Raw genomic sequence first — 25,890 nt, forward strand, 5'->3', positions numbered from 1 at the left:
GGTGATTTATATAAAAACAGACAAGTCTTTCACGCCCAACTTCCGGGATGTGGTAAACCCTTCTCCGAATGTCACTCCAATTGCATGGCCCATCTCACGCGCACGTGCGATGACAAATTCCAGGAAATCGGGAGAGGATATATAGCTCTGAGGTTCGCCGCTATTATAGGAGGGCACGAAGAACTGACTTTCAAAAGCGCGGATAGCTTCGATTTTTTTATCATGAACAGCGGTAATGTCGACAATAAAATCAGGTGTAATGTAGCGGTCCTGCACGGTGTGAAAAACCTGTTTGGGGCGCCAGGCTTCCTGCTCATTGCCTTCCTCATCATATGTCTTCACCATGCGCAAGCCTGAATAAAAACAGCTGTCTGCAACAAGCTGACCGGCACGGCCATGATCGGGATGCCTGTCGCCAACCGCGTTGGTTATGACGATATCCGGCTGATATTTACGGATATACGGAATTATTGCTTTTTGATGCGATTCGTTGTTCGCAAAAAAGCCATCGGCTAGTCCTACATTATCCCGCACTGAAATGTTCATGATCGCAGCTGCATTTTTCGCTTCCTGGATCCTGCCTTCGGGCGTGCCGCGTGTCCCGAGCTCGCCGCGGGTCAAATCCACAATGCCAACCTTTTTGCCAAGTGCAATTTGCGCCAGCAATGTGCCGGCACAGCAAAGTTCTACATCGTCAGGGTGGGCTGTGATGGCGAGAATATCTAGTTTCATAAGAGGCGGTTGTTATTTAATGCGAAGTTTCTGCCCGATTCTTAATGTCGAGCGGGTAGAAATTCTGTTTTTTCTTGCAACGGATGAAATGCTCACTCCATATCTTCCGGCGATGGAGGAAAGCGTTTCGCCCGAGCGTACTTTATGCAAAATGGAGCGTGTATAGGCCACAGGCGCGTCCCCGGATTCAAACTCACTTTTATTGGATTTGCCGCGTAAGTGGTTCCATACGGTGCTGGTTAATAAAAAATGGTCTGATTTGATGGCCTTGTTTTCCCAGTCGAAGATGTTTCTCGGGTCAAATGGATTTCCTTCGTAGCGGTTTTCGTAATGTAAATGCGACCCTGTGCTCCGGCCTGTATTACCGCCCAATCCTATCACTTCGCCTGCTCTCACAATCTGGCCGGATTCGACGAGTTGTTTGGATAAATGTCCATACAATGTTTCGAGCCCGTTGTAGTGTCTTACAACAACGAAGCGGCCGTATCCGCTGCCGTCAAATGCCACAATGCGGACCATTCCGTCATAGGTCGAGCGGACGGTGTCGCCGGTTTCCAGGTCCAGGTCACTTCCATTGTGCCATCTTCCCCATCGGTAACCAAAATTAGACGTTGGTTTGGTCTCGGTCATTGGCGTAGCCCACATTCGGTTCACAGCCGGATCATATAATGTCAGCTCTACCGGCTCATCAAATTCCAGCGGGCTCAGTCCGTAAGGATTAATAGTCCTGGCATCCCATATCACATAATATTCGGCTGACTTTACCCATTCGTCGGCCACCAGCAGTGAATCAACAACTTCCACAACTTCGGTTTCACCTTCGTCAATGGTAGTGGTATCCTCGCTTACAACCGGGTTGAGCGGTTTTACGGGTTCAAACTGGCTTTGGAATCTGAGATTGGATGTTTCGACTTGATATTCGTCTTCGGGCTGCGGCGTGCTTACTCTTGTAGGTCCTTCGTTAGCGTTGTTTCCGGACTGATTGATTTTCGGATTTCTTTTGAATTTTCCTCGCTCTTGTGCTTGCGTGTTCCAGGAGATCAAACACACGATCATTAGCAAACTTACAATAAGCTTTACTTTCATAGGTATAAAAAAAATCAGATCAGACTACACTGTTCAATGAACATTTTCAGCGTAGCCTGAGTCAAATTAGGGGTTCGGCAAATGATTTAAGCTGTTTCTTCGATAATGTTCTCTACTTCAAGTTCCATTAGAAAACGCTCAGCGTCCAATGCGGCCATACAGCCAGTTCCCGCAGCGGTAATGGCTTGTCTGTAAACATTATCCTGTGCATCACCACATGCAAATACACCTTTAATGTTAGTGCAAGCGCTTCCTTTTATAGTTTGGATGTAACCGGTTTCGTCCATATTCAGGTATCCTTTGAAAATATCCGTATTTGGTTTGTGACCAATTGCTACAAAGAACCCAGTTGCTTCCAAAAGTTGCTCCTCGCCGGTTTTATTATTTTTTACCAAAACAGATTCAAGCCCGTCTTCCCCATTCAGCTTTACCGTTTCAGTATTCCAAAGAATTTCAATGTTAGGCAACATTTCCACGCGTTTCTGCATGATTTTCGAAGCACGCATTTCATCACGACGAACCAATAAATACACTTTACGCGCCAATTTAGCAAGATAACTTGCTTCTTCGGCAGCTGTATCACCAGCACCGACAACAACAACGTCTTGTCCGCGGAAAAAGAAACCATCACAAACGGCGCAAGCAGAAACGCCGCGGCCATTCAAACGCTCTTCATCAGGAAGGCCGAGCCATTTAGCAGAAGCACCGGTCGAAACGATCACTGAATCTGCCTCGATCTCATGTTTATTGTCAATGGTAACTTTCAACGGATGCGTTGTAAAGTCAACGGCCGTGGCCAGGCCGTAACGGATATCAGAGCCAAAGCGTTTGGCTTGTTTCTCGAAATTCATCATCATTTCGGGGCCGGTAATGCCATCCGGATAACCAGGATAGTTATCGACTTCCGTAGTAATGGTTAGCTGGCCGCCAGGTTGCGCGCCTTGGTAAAGTACAGGATTTAATCCTGCCCTGGAAGCATATATAGCGGCTGTATATCCGGCAGGACCGGAGCCAATAATTAAGCAAGAGACTTTCTCGGATGTCATGTTATGTTAATACTAAATGTTAATGACGAATGTTTACGAACTAAGTTGTACTCGTCTATTACAACATTGGGAGATCGACAAAAGTGCAAAATTTCGATTCTTTATGCAAATTGAATTAGAGGATCCGCCACTCGATTCTGCGGTTCTTCTGTCGGTTTTGCTGAGAGTCATTTGGGGCAACCGGCTGTGTCTCGCCATAACCTTTGAATGTGATCCTGTCGGCAACAATGCCCGACTGCTGTAAATATTGCTGTACAGACTCTGCTCTCCGCCTTGATAATTCCATATTTTCGGTGTCGGAACCTACATCATCGGTATGGCCGGAGATTTCAATTTTAACGGTTTTGTTTTTGTTTAAAAAATCAACCATTTTCCCAAGCTCCACTTTCGACTTTTCATCCAGACCAAATTCACCTGTTTTGAAAAATATATTATTCAGCACTTCTGCCCGGTCTTTTTCGATAGCTTCCAAAGGAATGTCCAGATCCACAAAAGAAGTGGAATCATTCACGGTGAATGACAGGCTTTTGAAAAGATAACCTGTTTTGGAAACATAAAATGCATATTCACCGCCGCTGTTCAGCACTGCCAAAAAAGAGCCCGTTTTGCCGTCAGATGAATATTCACCGACTTTTTGCTGTGTTTTCAGGTCAAAAAGGTCGATAGAAGAGGCCAGGGGCGTGTTTGTTTTTTTATCAAAAACTTTTCCCTTCGCATAGCGTGTAGGCACGATCATATCCTTGACCTGCTGTGGCAAATTGAATGTATAAAGCAGCGAGCGGCCTTTTCCTTCCGAGCCGTCATCTGTATAGTAAGCTTTCTGCCCGTCCGAGGCGATAAACAATCCAACCTGATCAGCAATGGTGTTGATCGGATAGCCGATGTTTTTGGATTGTGACCAGACCGTATCTGTACGCTGCGAAATGAAAATGTCAAAGCCACCCATGCCCGGAAAACCGTTTGAAGCATAAAAAAGCGTTCTTCCGTTGGCGTGAATAAACGGCGCATTTTCTTCGTCTGCGGTGTTAATGTGCGACCCCAGGTTTTTTGGCGGCGCCCATTTTCCTTTCTCGTCGAGCTTTGAAACCCAAATATCCCGCTTGCCCTGCCCGCCTCTGCGGTCGGAAGCAAAGTAAAGCAGGTGACCATCCGCCGATAACGACGGCTGCGACTCCCAGTCACGCGTATTGATTTCCGAGCCCAGGTTCAGCGGTGCGCTCCAATCTTTGCCTTCTTTTCGCGAGATATAAAGATCACAGCTTCCATAACCGTCGGGCCGGTTGCAGGCAGTGAACACCAATGTCCGGCCATCCGCGGAGACACTGCATGTGCCTTCATTATTGGTGGTATTAATGGATGCAGAGATTTCTTCCGGAACGTCCCACTTTCCGTTTATGCGGTGGGTTGTGTATATATTTTCGTCTCTGTTTTCTGTTAATCCGGTGAAGATCAATGTCTCATTATCCGCCGTCATTACGGGAAAATACTGCGTGTTCAGAAAGTTAATGGTGTCTCCCAGTGATCTTTTTTGAATGCTCAAAGGGTTTTTAACCGCTTCCCGGGCAAATTTTGACGAAGCAATGGATTTCTCCGCCAGCCGCGCAAGGCTCGATTTCACGGGGACCAACGATAAAGTCCTTTCAAAATAAACCTGCGCCGAATCATAGCGCTGTGCCTCAAAATGATAGCGACCCATCCATTGCAGTGCAGAAGCAGTCTGAGGCACCGATGGCCTTAGCTGAATGGCTTTTGCGTAATATTTTTTGGTGAGATCAGCGTTGCGTTGCAGCTCATAGATCTGCGCAAGCCTTAGATTTGTATCGTAACTGTTAGGCTCCTGTTCAAGGACTTTCTCGAAGAGCGCAATGGCGTCGGGCAGCTTCCGTGCCTGCCAGGCTTCCTGCGCTTTTTCATAAGTTTCACGGGCTTTTCGGGACAATGTTGCATCCTGTGCGTGCGTGAAATTTGAAATAAACAGACAGGAAAAAAGCAAAAATATAGAGGCGCGGTGCATTACGGAATGTTCATATACTTGTGGGTTTGTAACGACATTTTCCATTTGGGATTGTCTTTGATATAGTCAATTATCAAAGGCAGCATCACCTCATGCTTACTCCATTCGGGTTGTAATAGCAGCGTACATTCATCAGAAACAAGGGCGGCATGTGATTCGGCGAATTCAAAATCGCTCTTGTTGTAAATGATCGCTTTGAGCTCGTTGGCGTTTTGATAAATGTCCGGATGCGGCGTTTTAAATTTTTTGGGAGAAAAGCACACCCAATCCCAATGTCCTGTAAAAGGATATACGCCGGAAGTTTCAATGTTGGTTTTAAAGCCTGCATCTTGCAGCTGGCCCGTCAGTTCGTCCAGATTATACATTAACGGCTCGCCGCCCGTGATCACCGCAAGGCGGCCGGGATATTTCAATGCCCCGTCTACAATGTTATTAATGTTATGTTTCGGATGCAGATCCGCATTCCACGATTCTTTCACGTCGCACCAGTGACAACCCACTTCACAGCCGCCGAGACGGATGAAATAAGCAGCGCGCCCGCTATGCTGGCCTTCTCCCTGCAAGGTGTAGAAGGCTTCCATGACCGGAAGCTGGTGAGTAACGATAGGCAATGTTTCAGTCAGCACAATTCAAAAAGGGAGATGTTCAAAAAAATGTAACAACCAATCTGGTCGAAAAATGCCCAAAGGTACGAAATTCAAAGTGCTAATAGTCTATCAAACCAGATCAATTAGTCGCATATTTGCACTATGAATGCAATGCCAATCCATCAGCAAGAAGTTATTTGTGCGCTCGCAACTCCCTCAGGTGTAGGCGCTATCGCCATAATCCGCGTATCCGGACTTGGGTCCATTTCCATGGTAAAATCCATTTTTAAAGGAAAAAACCTGGAAGAAGCCGAGAGTCACACCGTACATTTCGGGACGATCCAGCACAATGGCGAAATCATCGACGAAGTCCTCGTAACCGTTTTCAAAACACCCAGATCTTTCACAAAAGAAGATTCCATAGAAATTTCCTGTCACGGCTCTGATTACATTATCAGGCAGATTTCAAAGCTCCTCATTTCAAAAGGAGCCAGAATCGCCAAGCCAGGAGAATTCACCCAACGCGCATTTCTGAACGGCCAATTTGACCTGGTACAAGCCGAAGCCGTAGCCGACCTCATCGCAGCAGACTCCCAAGCCAGTCACAAAACAGCATTGAACCAGCTGAGAGGTGGCTTTTCCAAAAAGCTGGCATCCTTACGCACCGAACTTATCCATTTCGCATCATTAATAGAACTTGAACTCGATTTCGGCGAAGAAGACGTAGAATTCGCCCAACGCGACGATTTGCGCCGACTAATCGAAGCATTACTAAACACGATCGCCCCATTAATCGAATCCTTCGATTTCGGCAACGCATTAAAAGAGGGCGTTCCCGTGGCCATCATAGGCTCGCCTAACGTTGGTAAATCCACATTGCTGAATGCATTATTGAATGAAGAAAAAGCGATAGTTACCAGCATTGCCGGAACGACCCGTGATGTGATTGAAGATACGATTGTTTTAGAAGGTTTGAAATTCAGGTTTATCGACACCGCAGGGATTCGAGAAACGACGGATCTCGTTGAGTCTATCGGCATTGAAAGATCCAAGAATGCGATGGAGAAGGCTGACATTGTAATTTTTCTGTTTGATAGTTTGGAGACATTGCAGGAGAATCAGCAGCTGGCCTCATTGCTTCCGGCTGGGAAGCAGATTTTGTATGTGTTGAATAAGATTGATATTGGGGAAATAGCGACTGAAAATCTCGATGCATTGCAAGATGATGTTATTGCCATTTCCGCAAAGTCCCAAACAGGATTATCTCAGCTAACTAATAAACTGGTTTCAATGGTTTACGGGCAATCGGCTAGCGATACGGTTGTTACGAATTTAAGACATTATGAGCATTTGGTGAAAACGCATGATGCTTTGAGTGATGTTTTGAATGGTTTGGAGACTGGGGTTACGGGTGATTTTTTGGCACAGGATATTCGGTTGTCTTTGTTTCATCTGGGCGAGATTACGGGGACGATTGTTACGGATGATTTGTTGGATAATATTTTTTCGAAGTTTTGTATCGGAAAGTAAGTACATAGAATGCTAGTAAGTAACAATATACAAACGCCTGAAAATTAGATATTTGATCTGAATTTTCACTGGGTGTTCGTAAGACCAGGATTCTCCGGACAGAATTGCAGCGGCTGTTCGAGCTTCCTGAACTGAGAGTGAAGCCTGTCGAAAAAGTGAAACTTGAGGAGGAGCCGCTGACCAAGGCAAATTGCTATACGGTGGAACAGATCACAAGTTCGTGGGGCCATCGGGAGTTTCTGTTTGAGGACGAGGTGCAGAAGCTTGTAGATACTGCTTGCCGTTCGGAAGTCATCAAAAGGGCGTCATTATTCTCGGTACTAACCGGGTTAAGGTTTTCAGATATCAGCACGCTTGATTGGTCAGAACTCAGAGGGCAGAAGGGGAATTACTATATCCAATTTTTGATCGATAAAACAGGACGGGCGGAATTCATGCCGATCTCGGATCAGGCTTTCGGTTTGTTGGGTCAGAAAGGGGAAGGTCGAGTATTTAAAAGGCTGAAGTATACACAGGTCAACTACATCCTGCCGGAATGGCTGAAAGACGCTGAAATTGATAAACACATTAGTTTTCATTGCTTCCAGCACACATTTGCGACTTTGCAGCTCTTGTTGGGGACAGATATTGTGAGGTAACTATCCTTCCGGATGCGTCAAAGAATCATGAGGTAAGGATCGATTACTTGGGACTTACTGCACTGATGATGCTGTTTGATGACGATGGCGATCTGGTTTTCGTTCCTCAATTCAACCGCATTAAACAATGCAAGGAAAACATTAATGTACAGTTTTGGGTCTCAAACCTAAAAACAAGCGAAATTAAGTTTTCAGGGACTTTTTTGCTGGTCAGTCGCATCTTTTTGGCTTTAACATAGATGCCCAGCAAAATTTTGACGATAGTTTCCGGAGCGAATTTGAAGACTTTAAATCTTACGAATTTAACCTCTATAATTATAAGCGCGAGCGCTGGTCATTGCATTATAATGAACAGAAGGCACTTGTCAATTTCTCCTATTCATCACAGTAATAAATCCTTGTTCAGTCAGTAAAGTAATACCTAATGAATAGACTTTTACTATCTGTGCTGGCGAACGCACTCGTGTTCATATGCATGGTTTCGCTGGAAGTTTTCTCTCAAATAAAAATTACATCGCCAGTCTATCAGGTCGTTTATTAGCAAGATATCCAGGGATGGAGATAAATCACTGTCTCTGGATGTCTTTTCGATTCCCGTAGATAAGATTGAAGAAGGGCAATCCCGGTATTGGAAGGCCAGGGTCAGGAAATGCCACCGTCTAATACCTACTATTTTGCTTTCTTTTCTTGGGTAACAATATTCCACTCCATGTATTAGTCGATTTTATGATGACTGTAAGTGCCTGTAAGTATCCAGTAACTCACCATAATACTGATTGGACCATTTTATGATTACAATAAACTGCGAATATCGACAGCGGAAGAGAACGTCAAAATCAGGGCAAACCAAGCAGGGATGTAGCTGGGTGTGAAAATTTACTACATAAAGGTATGAGTTGCAGATTACTGACTTGTGCATTATATCCTTGGAAACCAGTCACATAATTGCGGTTTATAGGGCACAATACTTATTTTTTATCAAAGTGAAGCAGCGGAAATCTCACATAGAACAGTCTTTGTTTCAACTTTAATTGAAACTCCATACGCTTGAGGGATTCAAGACCTTCTATTTGAATCAGCAAAGAATCACTGATATTAATAAAGGGCTCAATTGAGAAAAGCCCAATAGATAATAAGTTTATATTCAGCGCAAGATTGTTTGAAATATGTCTAGATTTCATTTGACGAAACAGGCAACCGTATGCTGCTGAAATTGAATGACACAGGGATGAGACTGTCGACACTTATTACGAATAGTGCTCTAACAATTATTATGTTTCACTATTTAAAAGACATCGCTATCAGTGATTTCACTTTATGCGATAATGACCAATTTTTTTAATTTTTTTTCTTTAAGTAACTTTTAAAAACGATGAAAAACAGTTTACAATCTTCTTCTTGGATGCTTTTCTCGGTCATTTGCTTATTTTTTTCAGGCTGTTCCTTTCAGGATCACGTAATTCCAGAATTGCTGCAGATAGGAACCGAAACTGTCGCATATAATGACGGTTGGAATTTTAAAGTTCGGGCTGATAAATTAGGAGACACGCCTGTAACAGAACACGGGATATTGTATTTAGCCTTTTTTCGCGCCTCAAACGATAATGACTATGTGCCTAGAATTGAACATGGCTCTAAGATTAAATTCGATGGGACTCTGGTTTTGGGAGCAAATACGTATAAGTATACTGGCAATGCTTTTGCTGGCCGTTACTTTTTTTACTACCGTGCATATGCAATCAAAGCGGATGGTTCAGTTGTATACGGTGAAATTCGCAATTTTACTTTTTGAGAATTTCTTTCTGTGACTTGGTCTTTAATGCGATCGCAGAAACGAAGGCATTCACTACAATCTTATCAGATGCTTGCATTCTTTGCTGAATTCGAGAATACACCAAAATTAAAGTAGCTTGATGAAACCTATTTCTCTGAATCTAGTGAAATCGCCTATTGTACTGTTGTATGCTTTGCTAGTCTGTTTTGCTTGCAAGCACACTTTAAAGGAACCTATACCGCCAAGGCATGTATCAGAGCTGTTAGGGATATATCAGTCCAAAACTGAATCCAAAGATGTTTATGGCGGCACTTCAGTGATATTCATTCAAATGGAAATTAAACAATCAGCCACAGGAGAAAGCGCAGTAGATCTGACTTACATACAAAGCATCAAACGATACAAAGGCACAACAGAATTGGTAGATCAAGCACAAACATGGGGACCTTGGAATTTTAAGGGTGTTACTGTCAATGACATAGGAGCCATTGATCATAAAGAGACTCAATATACCAATTTTGGAGGGCAACCGGGAGAATCCATCGAAACAATATTATCAGTAAAAGGTGGTCTGGCGGACACTACTCTAACTTTAATGATTGGTACTAACTATCCGTCAAAAAATCTGTTCACTGACCGTTTGATCTGGTTGGAACGAATTAATTGATATTTAATATATTAAGGTTGGTCCCAAGAATATTTTTGAATCATAATATTTAGCTGCCTTGTGTAAGATACCCTTCAATGGACGGAGGGCTTTTTTTGATTTTATCGAAAGTAAGTGTATCCGAGTAACTTTGATACATTTGGTGATAACTCTAATTTCTAACAAAGTAATAATGCGCATCTATCGTTCAACATTTACCTTTCTTGTGTTCCTGGCATTATCTATTTCTTGTAATAAAAAAAAAGAAGATATTAAACCCATTGAAAAATGCCGATTTACAGGCAAGTCCTCTGATTATGAAATGAAAACGATTGAAGAAACAACAGTTCAAACATACGAATCGAATTTTAAGCAGGATGACCAAGGGCGGTTGGCGCTTGTAACAGTGTCGCAAACCGAATCCAGAAAGAATTCAACAGGTATTTTTGCCTATATCACACAAGAAGACACTTACGAATTCATATATAATGCAGAAGGTTTTTTGACAGAGTTGAAGCGCCATGATGTGAAATTGCACCAAGGTTATTCAACTTACGAATTTAATGTTGCTAACCTTCGATACAAAAAGGGAAAAAGTGGAAACAACCAGCGTTACAAGCTTTATCTATGATCATGGTCGTGCGCAATCGTCTAAATTCGTGAGCAATATGGTTGTTCAAGGTGATAACCTGCCGGCAGCTACCTTTCCTGAAACTACAACAGTAGTTTATAAATATGATTCAAAAAACAATATACAAACCGCAACATACGACGGAACATACGGTGGGTCTGTGGTAAGTTTTGAGAATGGGGTTCGTAAGTCCTATGTCTCTGCGGATGGCAAAACTAAAAACCAATTTGATGACCGGGGAAGAATGATCAGTTATACATATGCATATGACGGTGCCGAATGGATTTACAAGTACGACCAAAGGGGAAATCAAATTTTTCAAGAAGCTTATCATGATAAACATAAGCTTCTTTACTCGATAGAAACCAATTTTGATGAACATCCCAACCCAGACACTATGATTCCCAGTCATTATAAAGGCATCCCGGAGCCGATCAAAATATTTAATGCTTCTGACAACACAAATAATTGGGTAGAAACTACAACCAATCATACATATTTCGGCCGTTCGGTTGAGTCAAATGTTTGGACGTATCATGCTAACGGCTTACCAGCTACATCCACAATAGTAAAAGGATCAGACCTTAATATGTCAACCGAAATCACAAAATACAATTACGAAAATTGTAACTGAACCCCTTATTTAAAAATCCTATTTTGTCCGCAACGATCATTTCTAAAGTCGCTTGAAAGCAATTGCAGTGTTGATATTGCTAATGCTGTGCATGCGCGTACTTTGGGTACCTATTAATATTGTAAATCTCATTCCTTTTGTGAAAAAAGCATTTCCGTTTGTCCTTTTTGTTATTTTCCTGGGTTGCTTCGCATGTAAAAAGAAGCAAAGGCCCAAAGTAGAGCCCATTTCACCAGATGTATATGTGAGTATCTTGAACACTGGTCTGCCGTATGCGCAATATTGGAAAAATGGAGAGATAATAGACCTAAGCACTCCTAATTCCTTTCCACACGCTAGGGCGATTTTTGGAGTAGGCAAAGATTTATACGTGGTAGGTCAGGCATCTTTAAGGAATGACTTATATGCTACAATTGTTGGGCAATATTGGAAAAATGGAATTGTGGCCAATGTGGAAAGCTCAATATCAGCAAAGGAATTAGTGGATATTGTAGTGTCAGATAGAAATGTATATATAGCTGGCAGCGGACGCAATAGCATGAAAAACATTGAAGCGACTTATTGGAAAAACGGTGTAGCGGTTCGACTGGATGAAGCAGACCAGAGACCTTCTGAAGCGAGAGGAATTTTTGTCGCTGGAAATGATGTATACATAGCGGGCTCACTTACCAGAGAAAATGACGTCGCAGTCTATTGGAAAAATGGGGCAGTTGTAAATCTGGGCGATCCTGGAAGGACTTCCCACGCATCTTCAATTGCTGTCTCAGGTAAGGATGTATTCGTGGCTGGCAGTGAAAATGTCAACTTCTATGCAAGGGCCAGATACTGGAAAAATGGGGTCGGCACCTTTCTTACCGACGGCTCAGAATACGGTTCAGTCGTAAAGGATATAGCCGTTTCCGGCAGCGATGTGTACTGTGTTGGTAATGTATTGTATAGCGATAACACTAGCGCTGCAGTACTTTGGAAAAACGGGATGCCCCAGATCCTACCCATGGGCGTCAGCGCTTCCAGCATTTTTGTGTTTAACAATGACGTGTATGTGGCAGGTGAAGGTTTTGAGAGTCCCTTAAGATTTGCCTTGTATTGGAAAAATGGTGTACCGGTCAAATTGACGAGCGGCAGTAAAGGCGCATCAGCAAGTTCAATATTTGTAAAAAACCCATAACTATTTCATCAAGATTAATCAGGAACACCCTCAATACGCTTCCATATGGATAATAATCAACTCAGGACAGTCTATCGTGCCATCAGCTTGATTTGCTATTTTACTTTTGCTATTTTACTAAATGTGTCCTGCAAGAATAAGAACATAGGATTGGATAATGTTGAGCAAGTCAAACAAGACAGCACTGGACCGATCAGGCAAGATACCGTATTGACCGTCGGACGGGGTGGAATTTATTATAACGACGATATTGTAAGTACGCCACCGAAAGAAATTGTATATAAGTTTACGAAGTATTATACAAGGGTGGATACAATTTTGTATCCGACTAATTTTATATATACCATTGGCGTCTTTGGTTATTATCCCTTTCTAAAATACAGGGTGAGCCCTACCAACAATACGCCTATATATGCTATTGTAGACTTGGGCAGCATGCTTCCGATAAAACAGAAGTGGGAATATGTTGCAACTTACCGCGCAAATGAAAGAGGTCCTAATAAGGCTCGGAGAAAAGAAAACCGTGCCGTGTCTTATTGTCGAAAAGATCCCATGACAACTCTAGTGGCTACCTCTCGTTCGCATTCTAATTGCTGCAAAACTTGTATGACTTTTCCAGCACAGATAGAGTAGTCCGCATGCGCTGCAAGCGCTTCTCTGCTAGCATCATCCATGATAATTAATGTTGGCACACGTCTGCCAGAACTAAGAGCATCATCGTCAAAATCCATACCGCGCGGCGTCCGCTCCAGGTTTCATTCAACGTTTTAGCCTCGATTAATCGCTGCTTTGGTCGTTAGAGAATGCGCCTTTTCCGCTTACGCCTTAATTTTAGATCCATACTTCGATAGATTCGAAGCACTAGTTTGCGATTCCATGGCAGGCCTCTATTCCGCGAATTGCCGTCATGCCAATGGAAACCTCGGGCGGTCGGCCGCTGCCTTCGGATGTTCTTCTGCCAGCTCATTAAACATGTCTATAACTGGCATATCATCCTAGACCGTTTTGTGATAATAAACACCCGTGCTCAACTGCAAAACTCTACATGCCCGCTCAATGCTAAATCCAGCTTCCTGAGAAATATTGGAAGCAATTAGCCGCTTCTGAGCAGGCCTTAAAGCCGCGCGGTGGATCGCTTTTTTTCGATGATCTGTTTTGCAGTCTGTGATAAAGTGCTAATTCCGCATACATGTGTCGCTTCCGCGATCCGATTCAGACGGCGGTTCTCCTCCTTGAGCGCCTTCAAGTCAGAAAGTTTCGAAGCACCTATACCGCTATATTTCTTGCGCCAATTGTACAATGTAGCCTTGGAAACGCCATTTTCGCGGGCGACGTCTTTTGCCAGAATCCAAGTCTTTGAGGATTTTGACGATCTGAGTTTCTGCGGACGCCGCACGGTGAATGTATTTCGTTTCATAGCAGATTAAAATTAGAAAATTTATCTAATTCATCACCATTCTGTTTTTAAGGAAGCTTACACCAGCTGTACAAAGCGGGGGCATCAGCGCTGTTGCTATGGCAACACCCGGAATTACATGACCCTTGTTTTTACTGGAAATTGCAAAAATACCAGCAAGTCCTCCCATCAAAGCGATGATCACATCATAAATGTTGGGCTCGTCCTGGCCAGCAGTTCAGAGTGCACCTGGTAAATGGAATGGAAAAGTAGGTAGCAGACGTCAAGAGTCCAGCGGGGTTTCCCTGTTAGTTTCGATGGTTATTCTTAAAAAAGGTATGCAAAAGTGAGAGAATCCTATTGTCACTGGCGACGGGAATATCAGGATTATCAATAAATAAAAATTGTTCTCTTAGCTCCTGCATATTGCGTGTGTTGAGTGTGCTGTAACCCATCGCCCATTTTTCAAATAATCTGTTTTGAACAGACCCTTGAAAAAGTGGAATGATCTGGGTGTGCCGCTGATCACGCCTTATCTTTTCAAATAATGAACTCACCACCTCCTTTTCTCCCTCTAAGACCTGAATAATACTCCCGTTGCAGTAAAGCAAAGCGCCGGTAATATTCGATGAAGCATTATTTTTCCGACTTTCTTCAATGATTTTTTTGAGTTCTTCCTCATTTGACAGGATTTTATATGTGCTTAAATAAACAATTGAGTGTATCATATCTTTGGTTACGTATATTACTTATTGTCTTCTTGGAATAGTCATATTGTATCGACTGAATGGCTATACGGGTTTCCGGGGATCAAGGCATTTGCTGAATCAGCATACATGCTGGTGACGGAGTTAATTGAGATAATGATTGCAATTTTGGACAACAGAGTGTAAAATATGAATATACGAAGCACATGTAGGCGGCAAAGACTTTAGAAGACTTAGGTTATTAGTTTATTTCAAACTTCAATTTCTTAAGAGTACATACAGTCTGATCAACGTTTTCTGTCATGCCGGTAGCCTCAGAGAATGTGTAAGTAGTGGCCATTATTCGTCAAGTCATGCATGTTTTGTCTATGGCCAGTTATTGAATTACTGGTAAGTACTAGCTATTATCACTAATCTAAGGAGCAATTGTTAGAAATATTACGACCTAAGGTCTGAATAACTCTGTTTGGCCAATGGATTTGTGCACAAACTACCAGCACATAGTGACAAGCTGATTGCTAAATTTAGGCGGCAATTGGCGGGGTGGTTTCCAGATAAGATATGACGCGAACTTCGGTAAAAGTTGGGTTGAATAATTTAAAATCTTTTACAAAATCATCTTCAAATACCTGGCAGTTGGTATAGAAACAAAATGATTTAAACTTGGTAATTCCATTATCGTTTGCAGACATTTCAATTGTAAAGTGACCCATAGCAGTTGTGACAGTGTTTAGTTAAGAAGAACTTAGTATTTGTAAGTAGTTTATTTATTAACAAAAATTACTTGAAAAGCGTTGCCTAGAGGTTGTAAATCAGATGCTTGCAGCTTCCAGTTCAATGAAGTTTACAGCTGGTTGGAAGACCATTATCGGCGTTTCACTACGTCCAATCAGATTGTCTATGTAGGAGATGAAACACATAGAAGATTTACCCCATTTGAAGCGTTTTTTTGTAATTTTTTGCCAACTTCGACTCGGCACATAGTATGGAAGTATTGACCGTTTCCGCTTACAACCGACAAATAACATAATCGAGAGAAAGATACGATTTAGTGCATAAGCCAGCTTGTCCTTGCGGGAACTTTGAAGATTAGCCTTTGCATTTTCAAGATGTTTTTAGGTTGTGCCTTAAAACTAACGGAGAGCATCTCACTCTAATAACAATTTTACTTGTAGCATTCTCGAAACCCGATGTTTTTGGAAGTGATTAAAATCCCGAATATTAACTTGGCTCTCAAGGCATCATTCTGAAAATAAATATTTTCAGATACAACCAATTAACAATTTCTATGAGTATTTGGACGGCATTAGTGTGAAATACACTGATGATAAATAAATTTGTAAAGTGGAAAATTCGCTTATCTGTTATCTTCAGAGAATCAGATCGCTCTCCTCAGTTCAGAAGGAGTTGATATCTGCTGCGTTCCATCCTTTAAAAGTAAAGGAAGATGCCTGTCTGTTCACCGGCGGGACCGTGTGTCATCAACTGTATTTCATTACCAAAGGGGTCCTGAAATTTGTATCCTCTGACGATCAGGGTAAGGATGCCATCCATTTTTTTCTTCAGGAAAATCATTTTTGTACCATCCTGGATAGTTTTCTCAATCAGAAAGTGACTGATGACCGCATTCAGGCCGCGTGTGAAGCCGAAGTACTCACTGTTAATTTTCTGGCACTACAGAAGGTCTACCAGCAGTTTCCTGAATTTAAATCTTTGCTTGATGACATCTTCCAGCGGCAGCTTCTGGAGAAGGTAAACTTGCGTAATGCCTACCTGAACAGAGATGCACTTAGCCGTTACCTGTTGTTTATTGAAAGGCAGCCGGACATCGCCTTACGCGTCAAAATGCAGGATGTCGCATCCTACCTGGGAATTGCACCACAGTCCCTGAGCCGGTTGCGTAAGCAAATTTCTTAACGATGTTGCTTTTTAACATATGTGAAGTGTAGCCTGTTTGCAAATTCTGAATTTTGCAGCTGGTTAAATTTAACATATGGAAAATCAAATAAACAGTTTATTAGCAGGAAAGCGGGTAGTTATCTTAGGTGGAAGTTCTGGTATCGGAATGGCCACAGCACAGGCTGCAGCAGCTGAAGGTGCCGAAGTGATCATTGTATCAGGCACTCCGCAGCGGATTGAGCAGGCCTTGCAAACACTGCCCGCGACCGCGCAAGGGCACGCCGCAGATCTTCGCCAGGAAGAAAATATTAAAAACGCGTTCCAAGCCATCGGCCGTTTTGACCATCTAGTGTATACGGCAGGCGAAAACCTGACTTTAAACACCATTGATGGAACAGAGCTGGCCGATGCGCAGCGGTTTTTCATCCTACGTTTTTGGAGCGCTTTTGCTGCGGTTAAATATGGTGCTCAGCTCATTAACGCAGGGGGTTCGATTACACTTACCAGCGGAACTGCAAACGCCCGTCCGGGAAAGGGCTGGAGCGTTGCCAGCAGCATCTGCGGGGCTGTTGAAGGCTTTGTTAGAGCGATGGCCGTGGAACTGGCGCCTGTACGAGTTAACAGCGTGGTACCTGGCGTAGTAAAGACGAACCTTTGGGGTGCCATGAGCGAGCAGGACCGGGAAGGGCTTTACAACTCGATGGGTGAGAGCTACCTTGTCAAACGTGTCGGCGAAGCTAACGACATTGCCCAGGCACACCTGTATCTGATGAAACAACAATTTGGTACCGGACAAAATCTGGTTATTGATGGTGGGGGCCTATTGGTTTAAAACCATCTGAATGAAAAGAGCTGTATGGAACGTTATACAGCTCTTTTTATGCCGATCTTTTTCAAATGCAAGCGTCGTTAAATTTAAAGTGAATGAAGCAGAGTTGTCGGCGAATTAAGCTTGCCCTGCAGGCAACCTATTTTAAGAATTAAAGCTTTCGGCACTTCCGGTTTTCATCCTTCCAGTTCGCAGTAAGCAACTGCTCGTAGCCACCTTTCAGGAATAAAATAAATCAAATCCACCTACAAAATGGCCGGGCTGGTATGTGTTACTTGGATTTAAGATCTATTCCAGCTAGAAGAATTTTTGTGGCTAATTCCATATTTCTGTCGGCATTACTAGACAATCCCATCCAGTCTACTTCAATTCTACTCAACTTTTCTACAATATCGTCATTGCTTGCACCATGTATAATGAGACCAAATATTTGAAGGGTATAGGGAGAATATTCATTCCTTGCTTCGGGCATATCATTTATGCCAATAGGATCCCATTCTCCCAAAAAGAGATTATCTATAAAGTTGTATAATTGATCTTGGTGTTCACTTAGCCTCCTAAAATTTGTCATAGTCGCGTGAATTACGAAATATTATGAAGCTACAAATTTTCACTATACAACCCGCACTTAATTTCGTTCCAAAATCACCAATTCCTCAATTATCGTTTTGCCATTATCGTAATAAACCTTCTCATTACTACCTATATAAATTTTATCCAGTTCCATTGAGTTATACACTGTCGTATCATCGTAAATATTGAGTTTGACCGCTCTGATTTTTCTGCCGTTTTCATAAACCCTCAATCGCCACATATTCTCCTTTATTTTTCGGATGTCGAATACCCGTGACTTGTTGTTTGCGGCAGTATAAATACCTTCGGTTATGTATTTCCTTTCTCTTGTAGCCTTATCATTAATTAAGTAGATCAATTTACTTAACGATGTGTGCCAAACAACGCCCCCCTTATTGGTTCCCAACCTAAGAGCCATTGTGTTTAACTTCGGATTTACAACCATACACTGGCCGCCAAAACCAGATGCAAAGAAATCATTGTCCAATTCAACATTAGTCAGACTATACGCATCTCTCCACCAGCCATTTTTATAGCCCCACCACGGGGCGTCTACCACCCTTTTTTGAATTCTATCAATGTAGGCATCATCGAGCGAATACTTAGATAGCCCATCCTTCAAAAACATCGAACCAAAAGCAACAAAATCCATGGGAACCATTGCGATTCCACCAAACATTCTCTCATTACCTTTTTTGGAATCACGAGTCAAAACTAAATCATACTTACCGATGTCTCCCCAGAGCTTATCTTTCAAATAAACTTCTATGGATTTATGAGTGGCAATTTCGAGACATCGCCCAAGAATCTGATAATCAATGGATTTGTAAACAAACACTTTGCCTGGTAAATATTCAAAATTTGACTTCCTGATGACCTTGTCAAGATCCGTGTGATAATACGTAATAAGAGTTTGAAAAATCCTGCCGTATTCGTCATGATTCAGCCCCGATGTCATATTCAGCAAATGACCAATTTTGAGTTCCTCGCCGCCAATTTTCCTCATAAACGGAAGAAAATCACTTACGTGCTGGTCTTCGCCTTTGATGAAGCCCTCCTCAATCGCCTTCTGAAGCAGAAATGAAAGAATGGGTTTGGAGGCCGAAAATACCGTTAATTGGTCTGTGGAATCGTAACCCGTGCCGTATCTTTCGTACAATATTTTTCCATCCTTGTAAATTATGATACACGCTGAATTGGTCTCATCGATAAGGTTATCAATCGTTAAGTTTTGCTTTCTAGTGAAAATCCAATCCGAAGGTTTTGGCAAAGTGAATCCGGAGTCATATTTAACCGAATAGTTGCACATACCCTTAATTGAAATGTTCGGAAAGTTATTATGGTCTTTAATAGATGGAGTGTTATAAATCAGCAACCTTCGTATAGTAGCACAACCACACAGACTAAACATTAACAAAACGACTACGATTAGTGCGCAGTCCATAAATAATAACTTCATTTACCTTGCTCAGAATTACCTTTATTTGAAAAATATTCCGCCAACAAGCTATGCTCAAACATATATCTGCCACCGACTATACGCACTAGTCCTGTGAGACTCATGTGTTCCAAAAAACTTGTTGCCCGGAATGGAAACTTGCTTCTTCCGCCAAAAGGAAGCGCCAATATCAGTCTTGTGGCATAGTGCTTAAATACGCTCAGAAATCCGTACATTAAAGACAACACTCCAAAAGAAACGCCACACATTGCATTGACGATCCCACTTGGCGGATCTACATTCGCATCATAAGCATAGTATATAATCAGAGTTCCAGCTACAGATAAAATTGAAAAGCTTACCAATGAATTCTTTAAGTGCTGACGAATTCCATGGTTAGGCTTTGTTTTGATCTTCCTGTCAGACACGGGCTTGAACGAAAACAAAAGTGGTAAGCAAATCGTCAATACTCCGCCAAATCCCAAAGATCTACCTATCACCAAATTTTCACTTTCTAGTCTATTTTCAAAAAAGTGCTGAGAATAGACTGGAATTAATAAAATTGCCGTAACGCCTACACCTCCGACAATTGCATATATAGCCCTCGATTTTTCGATTTTATAATGATCAAATCTGTTAACAACATATAAATCCTCCGACAGGAGACCTGACGCCGTAAATAACATAAAGAGAACTGCACAACCGATGAATGTAGCTATAAAATTGGTTAGTGCCACATTGGTTTCAAACACCTTTAATGTTTCGCTATCATAGGAATGTTTTATTAATACAAATCGGGTAGCCGCCAGAGCAAAAGCCAAAAATAGCGCAAATCGAAACCCGCCGTTACTTACAGATTTTGTTACGAACCCTGGAATAAGTTTCTTTAAAATTTTAACTATTTTTCGGTCTGCCTTTTGCTTTTCAGAATAGTATCCTGATAATCTCATGCTTCCATATATAAACGCCAAAGGTATAGTTAACAGCAGAACAAAACTTGTCCATAAAAATGCCTTTATCCCCATGCTCAGACCAGGCTGGTACACATCAGCTTCAAATATAGACTTACTGAATATTTCAGTACTGAGGATTTCCTTATTGAATATACCCTTATCGAACAAATCTTTATTGAATATTTTTTCATACGAATTGCCCGATCCATAAAAGTTCCATTCGTAACAGATACTAATACCAACCGGCACTGCTATGATTAACAACATGAAAAGTATCACGGGCAAGACGTACAGAGTCCAGTAGGTTAACAACTTCTTCGAAGGAAATCTTGAATACCGGATATCGACATGTTCGAATGGTTGCAAGTCTTCCAGTATAAATTCGCTTGAATTTGTCCATTGCGACATATTGGTTAGCCATCTGATGTTTTTCTCTTTATCAGGAAACTGCGATTTATACTCAGTATTAGTATAGCCTTCGCTATCAAGCTTTTCATTTACGTAATCATCCAGAAGGTTGAATTTGAATTTTAGTTCGTCAGAAAACCATCGATTATAAAATTTTAGTTCTCCTATTTTCCTCATTTTCACAAACTTCCTCATTACTGTCAGAAGATAAGGATTTTTTGCCATGTCTAACGCGAACTTCTTTCTATTCAGAGGAATAATATTCGAAGGATCAAATATATAATTATACAATGAGTCTGGATAATAGTCTTCGTCATTTATGTCATTTGATTCAAGTTCAAGTTGCCGACTTAGAACGAATTTGATAGTTTCCTCAGATAATGGTTCCAATATGACCAACTCGTGTATGCTGTTTAGCATTCTAACGCTATCTAATGTACCACTCCTGCATGCAAGTACATACGATAATGCAGAGTCTGACATACCGATTTCTTTAAACAATCCTTCTACGTACTTAACGTATGAATTGAATAAAGACACTATTTCATTTATGTGAAGTGCCAGTATTTCTCTGTTTTTTCCATCGTCAACATTTTGGATTTCGAATTCGTCGTTTATATCATCGATACCATCGAAAAAATATATAAGCTTATTGCCATTCGCTAGCAAAAGAGCATCCTGACAGTCAATTTTGTAATTGATTTTTATTTGATCTACAATCCATGCTTCAAACATGAATTGTGGTTCATTTTTATAAGACATTTTATTTCTCCGGAAAAGTGCTTCCCAAGATTCACTATTTGATGGGATAGTAGACATGTTTAGCACCACTGGAATATTATTTCTTTGAGCACCTTTACTTAGTGCCTGAGTGGCGTATGCTTCGACAATATTCATCATCATTACAGTTTTTCCACTACCTCGGTCACCAGTTATGATAAGTTTAGGTTTTAATCCAAATATCCTTTTCGTCACTGATGAATAATCATCGAAAAAAGTGCCGGATAGTGTTTTCAAATTTTCTTTTGACAAATCATTATTAAAATTATCGTCGGATTCGTAAAAAGTGGATGTAACGTTGAATTTCTTACTAACGCCGATTCTAACCGAGCTTAGATATTGCTCAATCCATGCTACCTGTATTCTCTTAGCAAGTGTTTGTTCTATCGTCAGTTCAACCGTCAGAGAGAACAATTTTCGCCGAGCGTATTTTGACAAGCTTTCCCCAGATTGTTTCTCCTTATAATATTGTATAACAAAGGATACAAGAGCTAAGAATGCTGTTATTCCCAGATACTTTTCAATAGGGTCATCCTCTGTCAGTGCCCATTCAAGTACTTTATACCCTACCCCTAGTGCAGGCGCTAATAGCCATCTTTTGAAACCTTTCATTGACTTAAACTAGATAAAAGCTCGAAAAATCAGATAATTGAGTACTCGGGGCCAACTGTAGGGCTGGTGCTGTTGAGGAATTGTGAGTCCTTCTCCCTGCAACTGAGGCCCGATTAGAAAGTTGTTGCTGAATATAACAACTAAAAGCAAGAATGAAAAACGTCAGGCGCGAGTATAAAGCTGATATTAAGCAATAGGTAGTGAGTTTAAAAGCGTGCACACCTACCTAGGTGCCTTTTCTGAGAAAGATAAACTTCGCTCTTTGTTGATCTCGACCGTTCAACACAGACATCAACGAGGTAGCTCTCCTTTCCAGTTGAAGACCGGATAGAACATTTTACTAATTGATAATCGGGATTTGCTTGTAGGAAATTCTTATCGGCTATATCCCGAATTTGTCTCCAGCGGTACGTCATTTGTGAGCGGTATGGTGGTCGCAAAGGTCTCATAAAAGCGACTCCCTTGCGGGCTGCCCATGAGAAAAGCTCTGGACCTCTGCTATTTGCCTGTCCTCTCAGAGCTTAATCAGAAAGACATCATGGAAAATAAATCGGAAGGCAGACCGCCCAAAGAAGGAAGGGTTGTCAGAAGGGACCACTTTTCAGTTTGAATGACCTAGGAAGAAAAAGCAAGGATCAGGCAGGTCACTAAAAAGAATGCTTTCCGGCAGTCAGTTTTTTTGACGCTGGCCCTGGACATGCCCATCAAAAGACCGCAGAAGCAAGCACTGCCAGCCTAAATGATCCAGACAATAGAGCATTTCAGCGGGATTTTGTCGCTTGCAGTACTTAAAACAAAGACCATCAAATGCAAAGACAGCAGTGGCAGCAAAGCAGCCAAAGTGTAAGGCTTTTGGCAAACCTGATCGCCCTGTCGGTATTTGAGAATTTGAGATCCGCAGCACCAAAGAAACGCTTCCTGATATTTGCAGGTGGGTGCAGCAGCTGCATAGCTACGTGGATCAGATACTAGATTGCTCGACCAGTAAAACTAGCGTCCTGGAAAGACAGAGAGCATTGCTCAGAGCGCCAAAATCCTGCTGGAAAAGCACGCGGGACACTATCAATCCGAGGAGCTGGCACAGTTAACGCCAAAATGGAAAATGGACCAGCAAAATAATCCCGGTACAGTGTATATGGCCATAGACGGAGCACTCAGGCCAATTATTAAACAGATCAGGCACCTGGCCGGATTTACATCTTCAAGTCGGAACGGATAACTTTATTGCACGATATGCAATTCAAGAAAATAACATCGAACTTCGCCATCTTAACCGGGAGAATACTGTGGATCCGACCCTACCCATTTATAGGCGCTAAAAAACAGCTTATCTTGCCTGTAAGGATTTCTGCCTCGATCACAGCAAAGAAGTATATTAGCCGACCGATGTAGTTTCAGAAATGTTCACCGCCTACTTGAACAAAATTGCATTCCCCGCTAATCCTAATCCAAACGGTGTCCAGGCGCCGGACTGTTACTTTTGTTTGTTATACTGAATGGCCCTGGTGGTAATGCCCAAGCGCTCAGCTGCCTTATTGATACTACCGTTCTCACTTTTAATAGCCAGGTCAATGGCAATCTGCGAGGTCAGCTTTTTGATATCGTCCAGGTTGCAACCTTGGTCGAGAATGTTTTGTATTGCTCTCTCATAGCCACTGTAGGTTGAATAATTGGCTTGGGACTGCCTGCATTCAGGACGGTCTAAGGACGGAATATCACTTAATGTAATGGGCCCACTTCCTACATGGCGGTTTGCGATGCGCTGCACTACCTGTTGTAGTTCACGTACGTTACCACGATACTGGCGGTCGATGAGGTACTCCATGACCGACTCGTCGATCCTGGGAATGTCGGCACGCCCGAAAAACCTATGTAAAAATCGCTCGACGAGCAACGGAATATCTTCTTGTCGTTCAGCCAGACATGGCACTTTGCAAACCCAGGTCGATAAGCGATAGAAAAGATCAAGCCTGAAATGGCCCGCCGATACTTCTTCATGCAGCGTACGGTTGGTAGCACCAACCAGTCTAAAATTCGTCTTTTTCCAGTAATTCCCCCCCACTGGTTTGTACATTCCTTCCTGAATCACCCGAAGCAGCTCTGATTGCAGCCTCGCAGGTAATTCTCCAATTTCATCCAGGAAAAGGGTACCTTGGTCGGCCAAGCTGAATGCGCCTTCGCGTACATTATGGGCGCCCGTGAATGCACCCTTTTCATGCCCGAAGAACTCGCTGCCGGAAAGCTCCGGTGCAATGGCGGAACAGTCCAGTAACACCAGTTCGCCCTTGTTTTTGCGTGTATCAAAGTGGTGCACAAGCTTGGAGAGCATTTCTTTACCAGTACCGCTCTCTCCAATAATGAGCACTGATGACTGCGAGAATGCAGCCACCTCGATCATTTCCCGGATCGTACTTTTCCAGGCTTGCGATTCACCCAGGAGGTTCTCTCTCACAAAGGATGTTTGTAACAAACTCTCTACCGTCTGCCAGCGGCCAATCTGCTCTTCGATTACTTTGTTCAGAAAGGGAGTATTCTCAAAATCATATACATAAGAAGCGCCCTGGAAGAGCAATTCCCAAACCAATGCAGCTTTACACAAGCAAGTATCAAAAATAACAACGATGCTTTTCTGTTGGCCTGCAGACCACGCATGTACTATACCTTTGGCCTCTTCTAGCTGGTCGGCATTATCCACTAGTACTATGCAGAGCGAGCATCCGGCGTGGTCGCGATTGATCCGCAACCTGCTGGATGAAAATGAGTTCATGAAGGCTTCTCTCCTGTGCGGTGACCGTCGTGTTAAGTCCTTACACCATAAAGCGCAGTACTCCATAATCTTGTCGGAATCGTTGAGGGGGAACGAATATATCGAAAATACCAGTGGTCGCTACGCGCGCTAACTTCCTTTTATTCAACGGTAAAAGGCACGGTTCGCCCGGCCGAAGTAAATTTCCTGTTCAATCTAAAATCCTGCGAAAAAGAATTCGCATAGGCTCCAAAAAGTGGCCTGAAAGGGCTTTTTAGAACTTTGGTACAGGTTTGGCCTATGTAAATACAAATCAATCATGCTCATCTTAAACATTTATTACCATGCACAACATTGATCGTACCGTAGGTGAAACAAGCTTCGGAATTGGCAACGAGTTTGGCAATGAGACATTCGAATTCGGCAATGAATTTGAGTTCGGCAACGAGACGTTCGAATTCGGCAATGAGACCTTTGAATTCGAAAACGAGTACTCCGGCGAAATGAACGAGACCATGGAAATGGAAATGGCTACCGAGTTGCTCTCGGTGACCAATGAAGCCGAGCTGGAGCAATTCCTGGGTGGGTTGTTTAAAAAGGTCGCAGGAGGAGTGAAGAACTTTGCTAGGTCCTCAGCCGGTAAGGCCCTTGGAGGGATGCTAAAAAGCGTTGCAAAAAAAGCATTGCCGATTGCCGGCGCCGCCCTGGGCAACCTGATCGTTCCGGGCGTTGGAGGTGCCGTCGGCGGTAAGCTTGCCGGAATGGCCGGCAAGGCATTTGGGCTGGAACTGGAAGGCCTGAGCGCCGAGGACCGGGAGTTTGAAGTAGCTCGCGCTTATGTGCGATTCGCTTCGGACGCTGCACGCCGCACGTCGCGCTCACCTCAGCAAATGCGCCAGCCTATGATTGCCGCGCGCACTGGTATCACAGAGGCTGCACGCCGTCATGCCCCAGGCATTCTCAGCTCCGGGTATTCACAGGGTGTTCAGGGGGGCGGTGGCCGTAGCGGGCGTTGGGTGCGACGGGGTAACAGTGTGATCATCTACGGCATCTAAACCACCCC

The 25,890-nt window shown here is 42.7% G+C and carries 23 protein-coding genes and 1 pseudogene; 12 read left to right on the forward strand and 12 right to left on the reverse strand.

Features of this window, described 5'->3' with window-relative positions; all coding sequences use genetic code 11:
- Window positions 1-6 precede the first annotated feature (6 nt).
- The 5 genes from bshB1 to MUK70_RS01510 form a co-directional block, all read right to left on the reverse strand.
- Window positions 7-732, reverse strand: a complete 726-nt coding sequence (gene bshB1 / locus MUK70_RS01490) for a bacillithiol biosynthesis deacetylase BshB1 (protein ID WP_234655679.1) — start codon at window positions 730-732, stop codon at window positions 7-9.
- Between the two features lie 12 nt (window positions 733-744).
- The gene (locus MUK70_RS01495; RefSeq protein WP_234655678.1) at window positions 745-1,818 is read right to left on the reverse strand and encodes a M23 family metallopeptidase; all 1,074 of its coding nucleotides are present in this window, start codon (window positions 1,816-1,818) and stop codon (window positions 745-747) included.
- A gap of 86 nt (window positions 1,819-1,904) precedes the next feature.
- A complete protein-coding gene (trxB, locus tag MUK70_RS01500; RefSeq protein ID WP_234601864.1) occupies window positions 1,905-2,864 on the reverse strand; it encodes a thioredoxin-disulfide reductase in 960 nt (319 codons plus the stop codon).
- A 115-nt stretch (window positions 2,865-2,979) separates the two neighbouring features.
- Window positions 2,980-4,923 (reverse strand): OmpA family protein, encoded by a 1,944-nt coding sequence (locus MUK70_RS01505; RefSeq protein WP_234655677.1) that lies wholly within the window; start codon window positions 4,921-4,923, stop codon window positions 2,980-2,982.
- Window positions 4,878-5,459, reverse strand: a complete 582-nt coding sequence (locus MUK70_RS01510; protein WP_234655676.1) for a 7-carboxy-7-deazaguanine synthase QueE — start codon at window positions 5,457-5,459, stop codon at window positions 4,878-4,880. Before MUK70_RS01510 ends, MUK70_RS01505 begins: the two co-directional genes overlap by 46 nt.
- 168 nt (window positions 5,460-5,627) lie before the next feature.
- On the opposite strand from MUK70_RS01510, the gene mnmE reads away from it, so the two are divergent.
- From mnmE to MUK70_RS01550, 8 genes are all read left to right on the forward strand, one after another.
- A complete protein-coding gene (gene mnmE / locus MUK70_RS01515; RefSeq protein WP_234655675.1) occupies window positions 5,628-6,995 on the forward strand; it encodes a tRNA uridine-5-carboxymethylaminomethyl(34) synthesis GTPase MnmE in 1,368 nt (455 codons plus the stop codon).
- 155 nt (window positions 6,996-7,150) lie between these two features.
- Window positions 7,151-7,633 (forward strand): site-specific integrase, encoded by a 483-nt coding sequence (locus MUK70_RS01520; protein WP_234655674.1) that lies wholly within the window; start codon window positions 7,151-7,153, stop codon window positions 7,631-7,633.
- 1,372 nt (window positions 7,634-9,005) lie between these two features.
- Window positions 9,006-9,425 carry a hypothetical protein gene (locus MUK70_RS01525; protein WP_234655673.1) on the forward strand — a complete coding sequence of 140 codons (420 nt, stop codon included), beginning with the start codon at window positions 9,006-9,008 and terminating at the stop codon, window positions 9,423-9,425.
- Between the two features lie 121 nt (window positions 9,426-9,546).
- A complete protein-coding gene (locus MUK70_RS01530; protein WP_234655672.1) occupies window positions 9,547-10,074 on the forward strand; it encodes a hypothetical protein in 528 nt (175 codons plus the stop codon).
- A gap of 205 nt (window positions 10,075-10,279) precedes the next feature.
- Window positions 10,280-10,684: a hypothetical protein gene (locus MUK70_RS01535; protein ID WP_244784631.1), complete on the forward strand. Its 405-nt coding sequence runs from the start codon at window positions 10,280-10,282 to the stop codon at window positions 10,682-10,684.
- Window positions 10,650-11,318 carry a hypothetical protein gene (locus MUK70_RS01540; protein WP_244784633.1) on the forward strand — a complete coding sequence of 223 codons (669 nt, stop codon included), beginning with the start codon at window positions 10,650-10,652 and terminating at the stop codon, window positions 11,316-11,318. The genes MUK70_RS01535 and MUK70_RS01540 overlap by 35 nt, the downstream gene beginning before the upstream one ends.
- Before the next feature lie 52 nt (window positions 11,319-11,370).
- Window positions 11,371-12,486, forward strand: coding sequence for a hypothetical protein (locus MUK70_RS01545; protein ID WP_234655670.1), 1,116 nt, complete (start codon window positions 11,371-11,373; stop codon window positions 12,484-12,486).
- A gap of 45 nt (window positions 12,487-12,531) precedes the next feature.
- A complete protein-coding gene (locus tag MUK70_RS01550) occupies window positions 12,532-13,119 on the forward strand; it encodes a hypothetical protein (protein WP_234655669.1) in 588 nt (195 codons plus the stop codon).
- Window positions 13,120-13,600: 481 nt separating this feature from the next.
- On the opposite strand, the gene MUK70_RS01555 is transcribed toward MUK70_RS01550, so the two are convergent.
- The 3 genes and pseudogenes from MUK70_RS01555 to MUK70_RS01565 all read right to left on the reverse strand — a co-directional run bounded on the left by MUK70_RS01555 (window position 13,601) and on the right by MUK70_RS01565 (window position 14,610).
- Window positions 13,601-13,903, reverse strand: coding sequence for a transposase (locus tag MUK70_RS01555; protein WP_234655668.1), 303 nt, complete (start codon window positions 13,901-13,903; stop codon window positions 13,601-13,603).
- 61 nt (window positions 13,904-13,964) lie between these two features.
- Window positions 13,965-14,128 (reverse strand): annotated as a pseudogene (locus tag MUK70_RS01560) (TIGR00271 membrane domain-containing protein); the annotation flags it as partial.
- A 62-nt stretch (window positions 14,129-14,190) separates the two neighbouring features.
- On the reverse strand, window positions 14,191-14,610 hold the full coding sequence (locus MUK70_RS01565; RefSeq protein WP_234655667.1) for a BLUF domain-containing protein: 420 nt from the start codon (window positions 14,608-14,610) through the stop codon (window positions 14,191-14,193).
- A gap of 1,323 nt (window positions 14,611-15,933) precedes the next feature.
- Between MUK70_RS01565 and MUK70_RS01570 the strand changes: the two genes are divergently transcribed.
- Both MUK70_RS01570 and MUK70_RS01575 read left to right on the forward strand, forming a co-directional pair.
- Window positions 15,934-16,506, forward strand: coding sequence for a Crp/Fnr family transcriptional regulator (locus MUK70_RS01570; RefSeq protein ID WP_234655666.1), 573 nt, complete (start codon window positions 15,934-15,936; stop codon window positions 16,504-16,506).
- Window positions 16,507-16,582: 76 nt separating this feature from the next.
- A complete protein-coding gene (locus tag MUK70_RS01575; protein WP_234655665.1) occupies window positions 16,583-17,320 on the forward strand; it encodes an SDR family oxidoreductase in 738 nt (245 codons plus the stop codon).
- A 268-nt stretch (window positions 17,321-17,588) separates the two neighbouring features.
- On the opposite strand, the gene MUK70_RS01580 is transcribed toward MUK70_RS01575, so the two are convergent.
- The 3 genes from MUK70_RS01580 to MUK70_RS01590 form a co-directional block, all read right to left on the reverse strand.
- The gene (locus MUK70_RS01580) at window positions 17,589-17,888 is read right to left on the reverse strand and encodes a hypothetical protein (protein WP_234655664.1); all 300 of its coding nucleotides are present in this window, start codon (window positions 17,886-17,888) and stop codon (window positions 17,589-17,591) included.
- 57 nt (window positions 17,889-17,945) lie between these two features.
- Window positions 17,946-19,265, reverse strand: coding sequence for a serine hydrolase domain-containing protein (locus tag MUK70_RS01585; RefSeq protein WP_234655663.1), 1,320 nt, complete (start codon window positions 19,263-19,265; stop codon window positions 17,946-17,948).
- 80 nt (window positions 19,266-19,345) lie between these two features.
- Entirely contained in the window at window positions 19,346-22,081 is a 2,736-nt protein-coding gene (locus tag MUK70_RS01590) for an NACHT domain-containing protein (protein ID WP_234655662.1), read from the reverse strand.
- Window positions 22,082-22,888: 807 nt separating this feature from the next.
- Between MUK70_RS01590 and MUK70_RS01595 the strand changes: the two genes are divergently transcribed.
- Window positions 22,889-23,053, forward strand: coding sequence for a hypothetical protein (locus MUK70_RS01595; RefSeq protein ID WP_234655661.1), 165 nt, complete (start codon window positions 22,889-22,891; stop codon window positions 23,051-23,053).
- A gap of 502 nt (window positions 23,054-23,555) precedes the next feature.
- Here the strand turns inward: MUK70_RS01595 and MUK70_RS01600 are convergent.
- Entirely contained in the window at window positions 23,556-24,848 is a 1,293-nt protein-coding gene (locus MUK70_RS01600) for a sigma 54-interacting transcriptional regulator (RefSeq protein ID WP_234655660.1), read from the reverse strand.
- Window positions 24,849-25,171: 323 nt separating this feature from the next.
- On the opposite strand from MUK70_RS01600, the gene MUK70_RS01605 reads away from it, so the two are divergent.
- Window positions 25,172-25,882 (forward strand): hypothetical protein, encoded by a 711-nt coding sequence (locus tag MUK70_RS01605; RefSeq protein ID WP_234655659.1) that lies wholly within the window; start codon window positions 25,172-25,174, stop codon window positions 25,880-25,882.
- Window positions 25,883-25,890: the final 8 nt, after the last annotated feature.

Source organism: Dyadobacter chenwenxiniae (assembly GCF_022869785.1).
In the GTDB taxonomy this organism is placed as follows: domain Bacteria; phylum Bacteroidota; class Bacteroidia; order Cytophagales; family Spirosomataceae; genus Dyadobacter; species Dyadobacter chenwenxiniae.

What these genes read in the sequence shown, in the direction of transcription:
- MUK70_RS01590 (WP_234655662.1), bottom strand. Translation starts at nt 22,081, where the DNA reads ATGAAAGGTTTCAAAAGATGGCTATTAGCGCCTGCACTAGGGGTAGGG.
- MUK70_RS01595 (WP_234655661.1), top strand. Translation starts at nt 22,889, where the DNA reads ATGCAAAGACAGCAGTGGCAGCAAAGCAGCCAAAGTGTAAGGCTTTTG.
- MUK70_RS01525 (WP_234655673.1), top strand. Translation starts at nt 9,006, where the DNA reads ATGAAAAACAGTTTACAATCTTCTTCTTGGATGCTTTTCTCGGTCATT.
- MUK70_RS01530 (WP_234655672.1), top strand. Translation starts at nt 9,547, where the DNA reads ATGAAACCTATTTCTCTGAATCTAGTGAAATCGCCTATTGTACTGTTG.
- trxB (WP_234601864.1), bottom strand. Translation starts at nt 2,864, where the DNA reads ATGACATCCGAGAAAGTCTCTTGCTTAATTATTGGCTCCGGTCCTGCC.
- MUK70_RS01555 (WP_234655668.1), bottom strand. Translation starts at nt 13,903, where the DNA reads ATGAAACGAAATACATTCACCGTGCGGCGTCCGCAGAAACTCAGATCG.
- mnmE (WP_234655675.1), top strand. Translation starts at nt 5,628, where the DNA reads ATGAATGCAATGCCAATCCATCAGCAAGAAGTTATTTGTGCGCTCGCA.
- MUK70_RS01495 (WP_234655678.1), bottom strand. Translation starts at nt 1,818, where the DNA reads ATGAAAGTAAAGCTTATTGTAAGTTTGCTAATGATCGTGTGTTTGATC.
- MUK70_RS01600 (WP_234655660.1), bottom strand. Translation starts at nt 24,848, where the DNA reads ATGAACTCATTTTCATCCAGCAGGTTGCGGATCAATCGCGACCACGCC.
- MUK70_RS01565 (WP_234655667.1), bottom strand. Translation starts at nt 14,610, where the DNA reads ATGATACACTCAATTGTTTATTTAAGCACATATAAAATCCTGTCAAAT.
- MUK70_RS01550 (WP_234655669.1), top strand. Translation starts at nt 12,532, where the DNA reads ATGGATAATAATCAACTCAGGACAGTCTATCGTGCCATCAGCTTGATT.
- MUK70_RS01505 (WP_234655677.1), bottom strand. Translation starts at nt 4,923, where the DNA reads ATGGAAAATGTCGTTACAAACCCACAAGTATATGAACATTCCGTAATG.
- MUK70_RS01575 (WP_234655665.1), top strand. Translation starts at nt 16,583, where the DNA reads ATGGAAAATCAAATAAACAGTTTATTAGCAGGAAAGCGGGTAGTTATC.
- MUK70_RS01605 (WP_234655659.1), top strand. Translation starts at nt 25,172, where the DNA reads ATGCACAACATTGATCGTACCGTAGGTGAAACAAGCTTCGGAATTGGC.
- bshB1 (WP_234655679.1), bottom strand. Translation starts at nt 732, where the DNA reads ATGAAACTAGATATTCTCGCCATCACAGCCCACCCTGACGATGTAGAA.
- MUK70_RS01510 (WP_234655676.1), bottom strand. Translation starts at nt 5,459, where the DNA reads ATGGAAGCCTTCTACACCTTGCAGGGAGAAGGCCAGCATAGCGGGCGC.
- MUK70_RS01580 (WP_234655664.1), bottom strand. Translation starts at nt 17,888, where the DNA reads ATGACAAATTTTAGGAGGCTAAGTGAACACCAAGATCAATTATACAAC.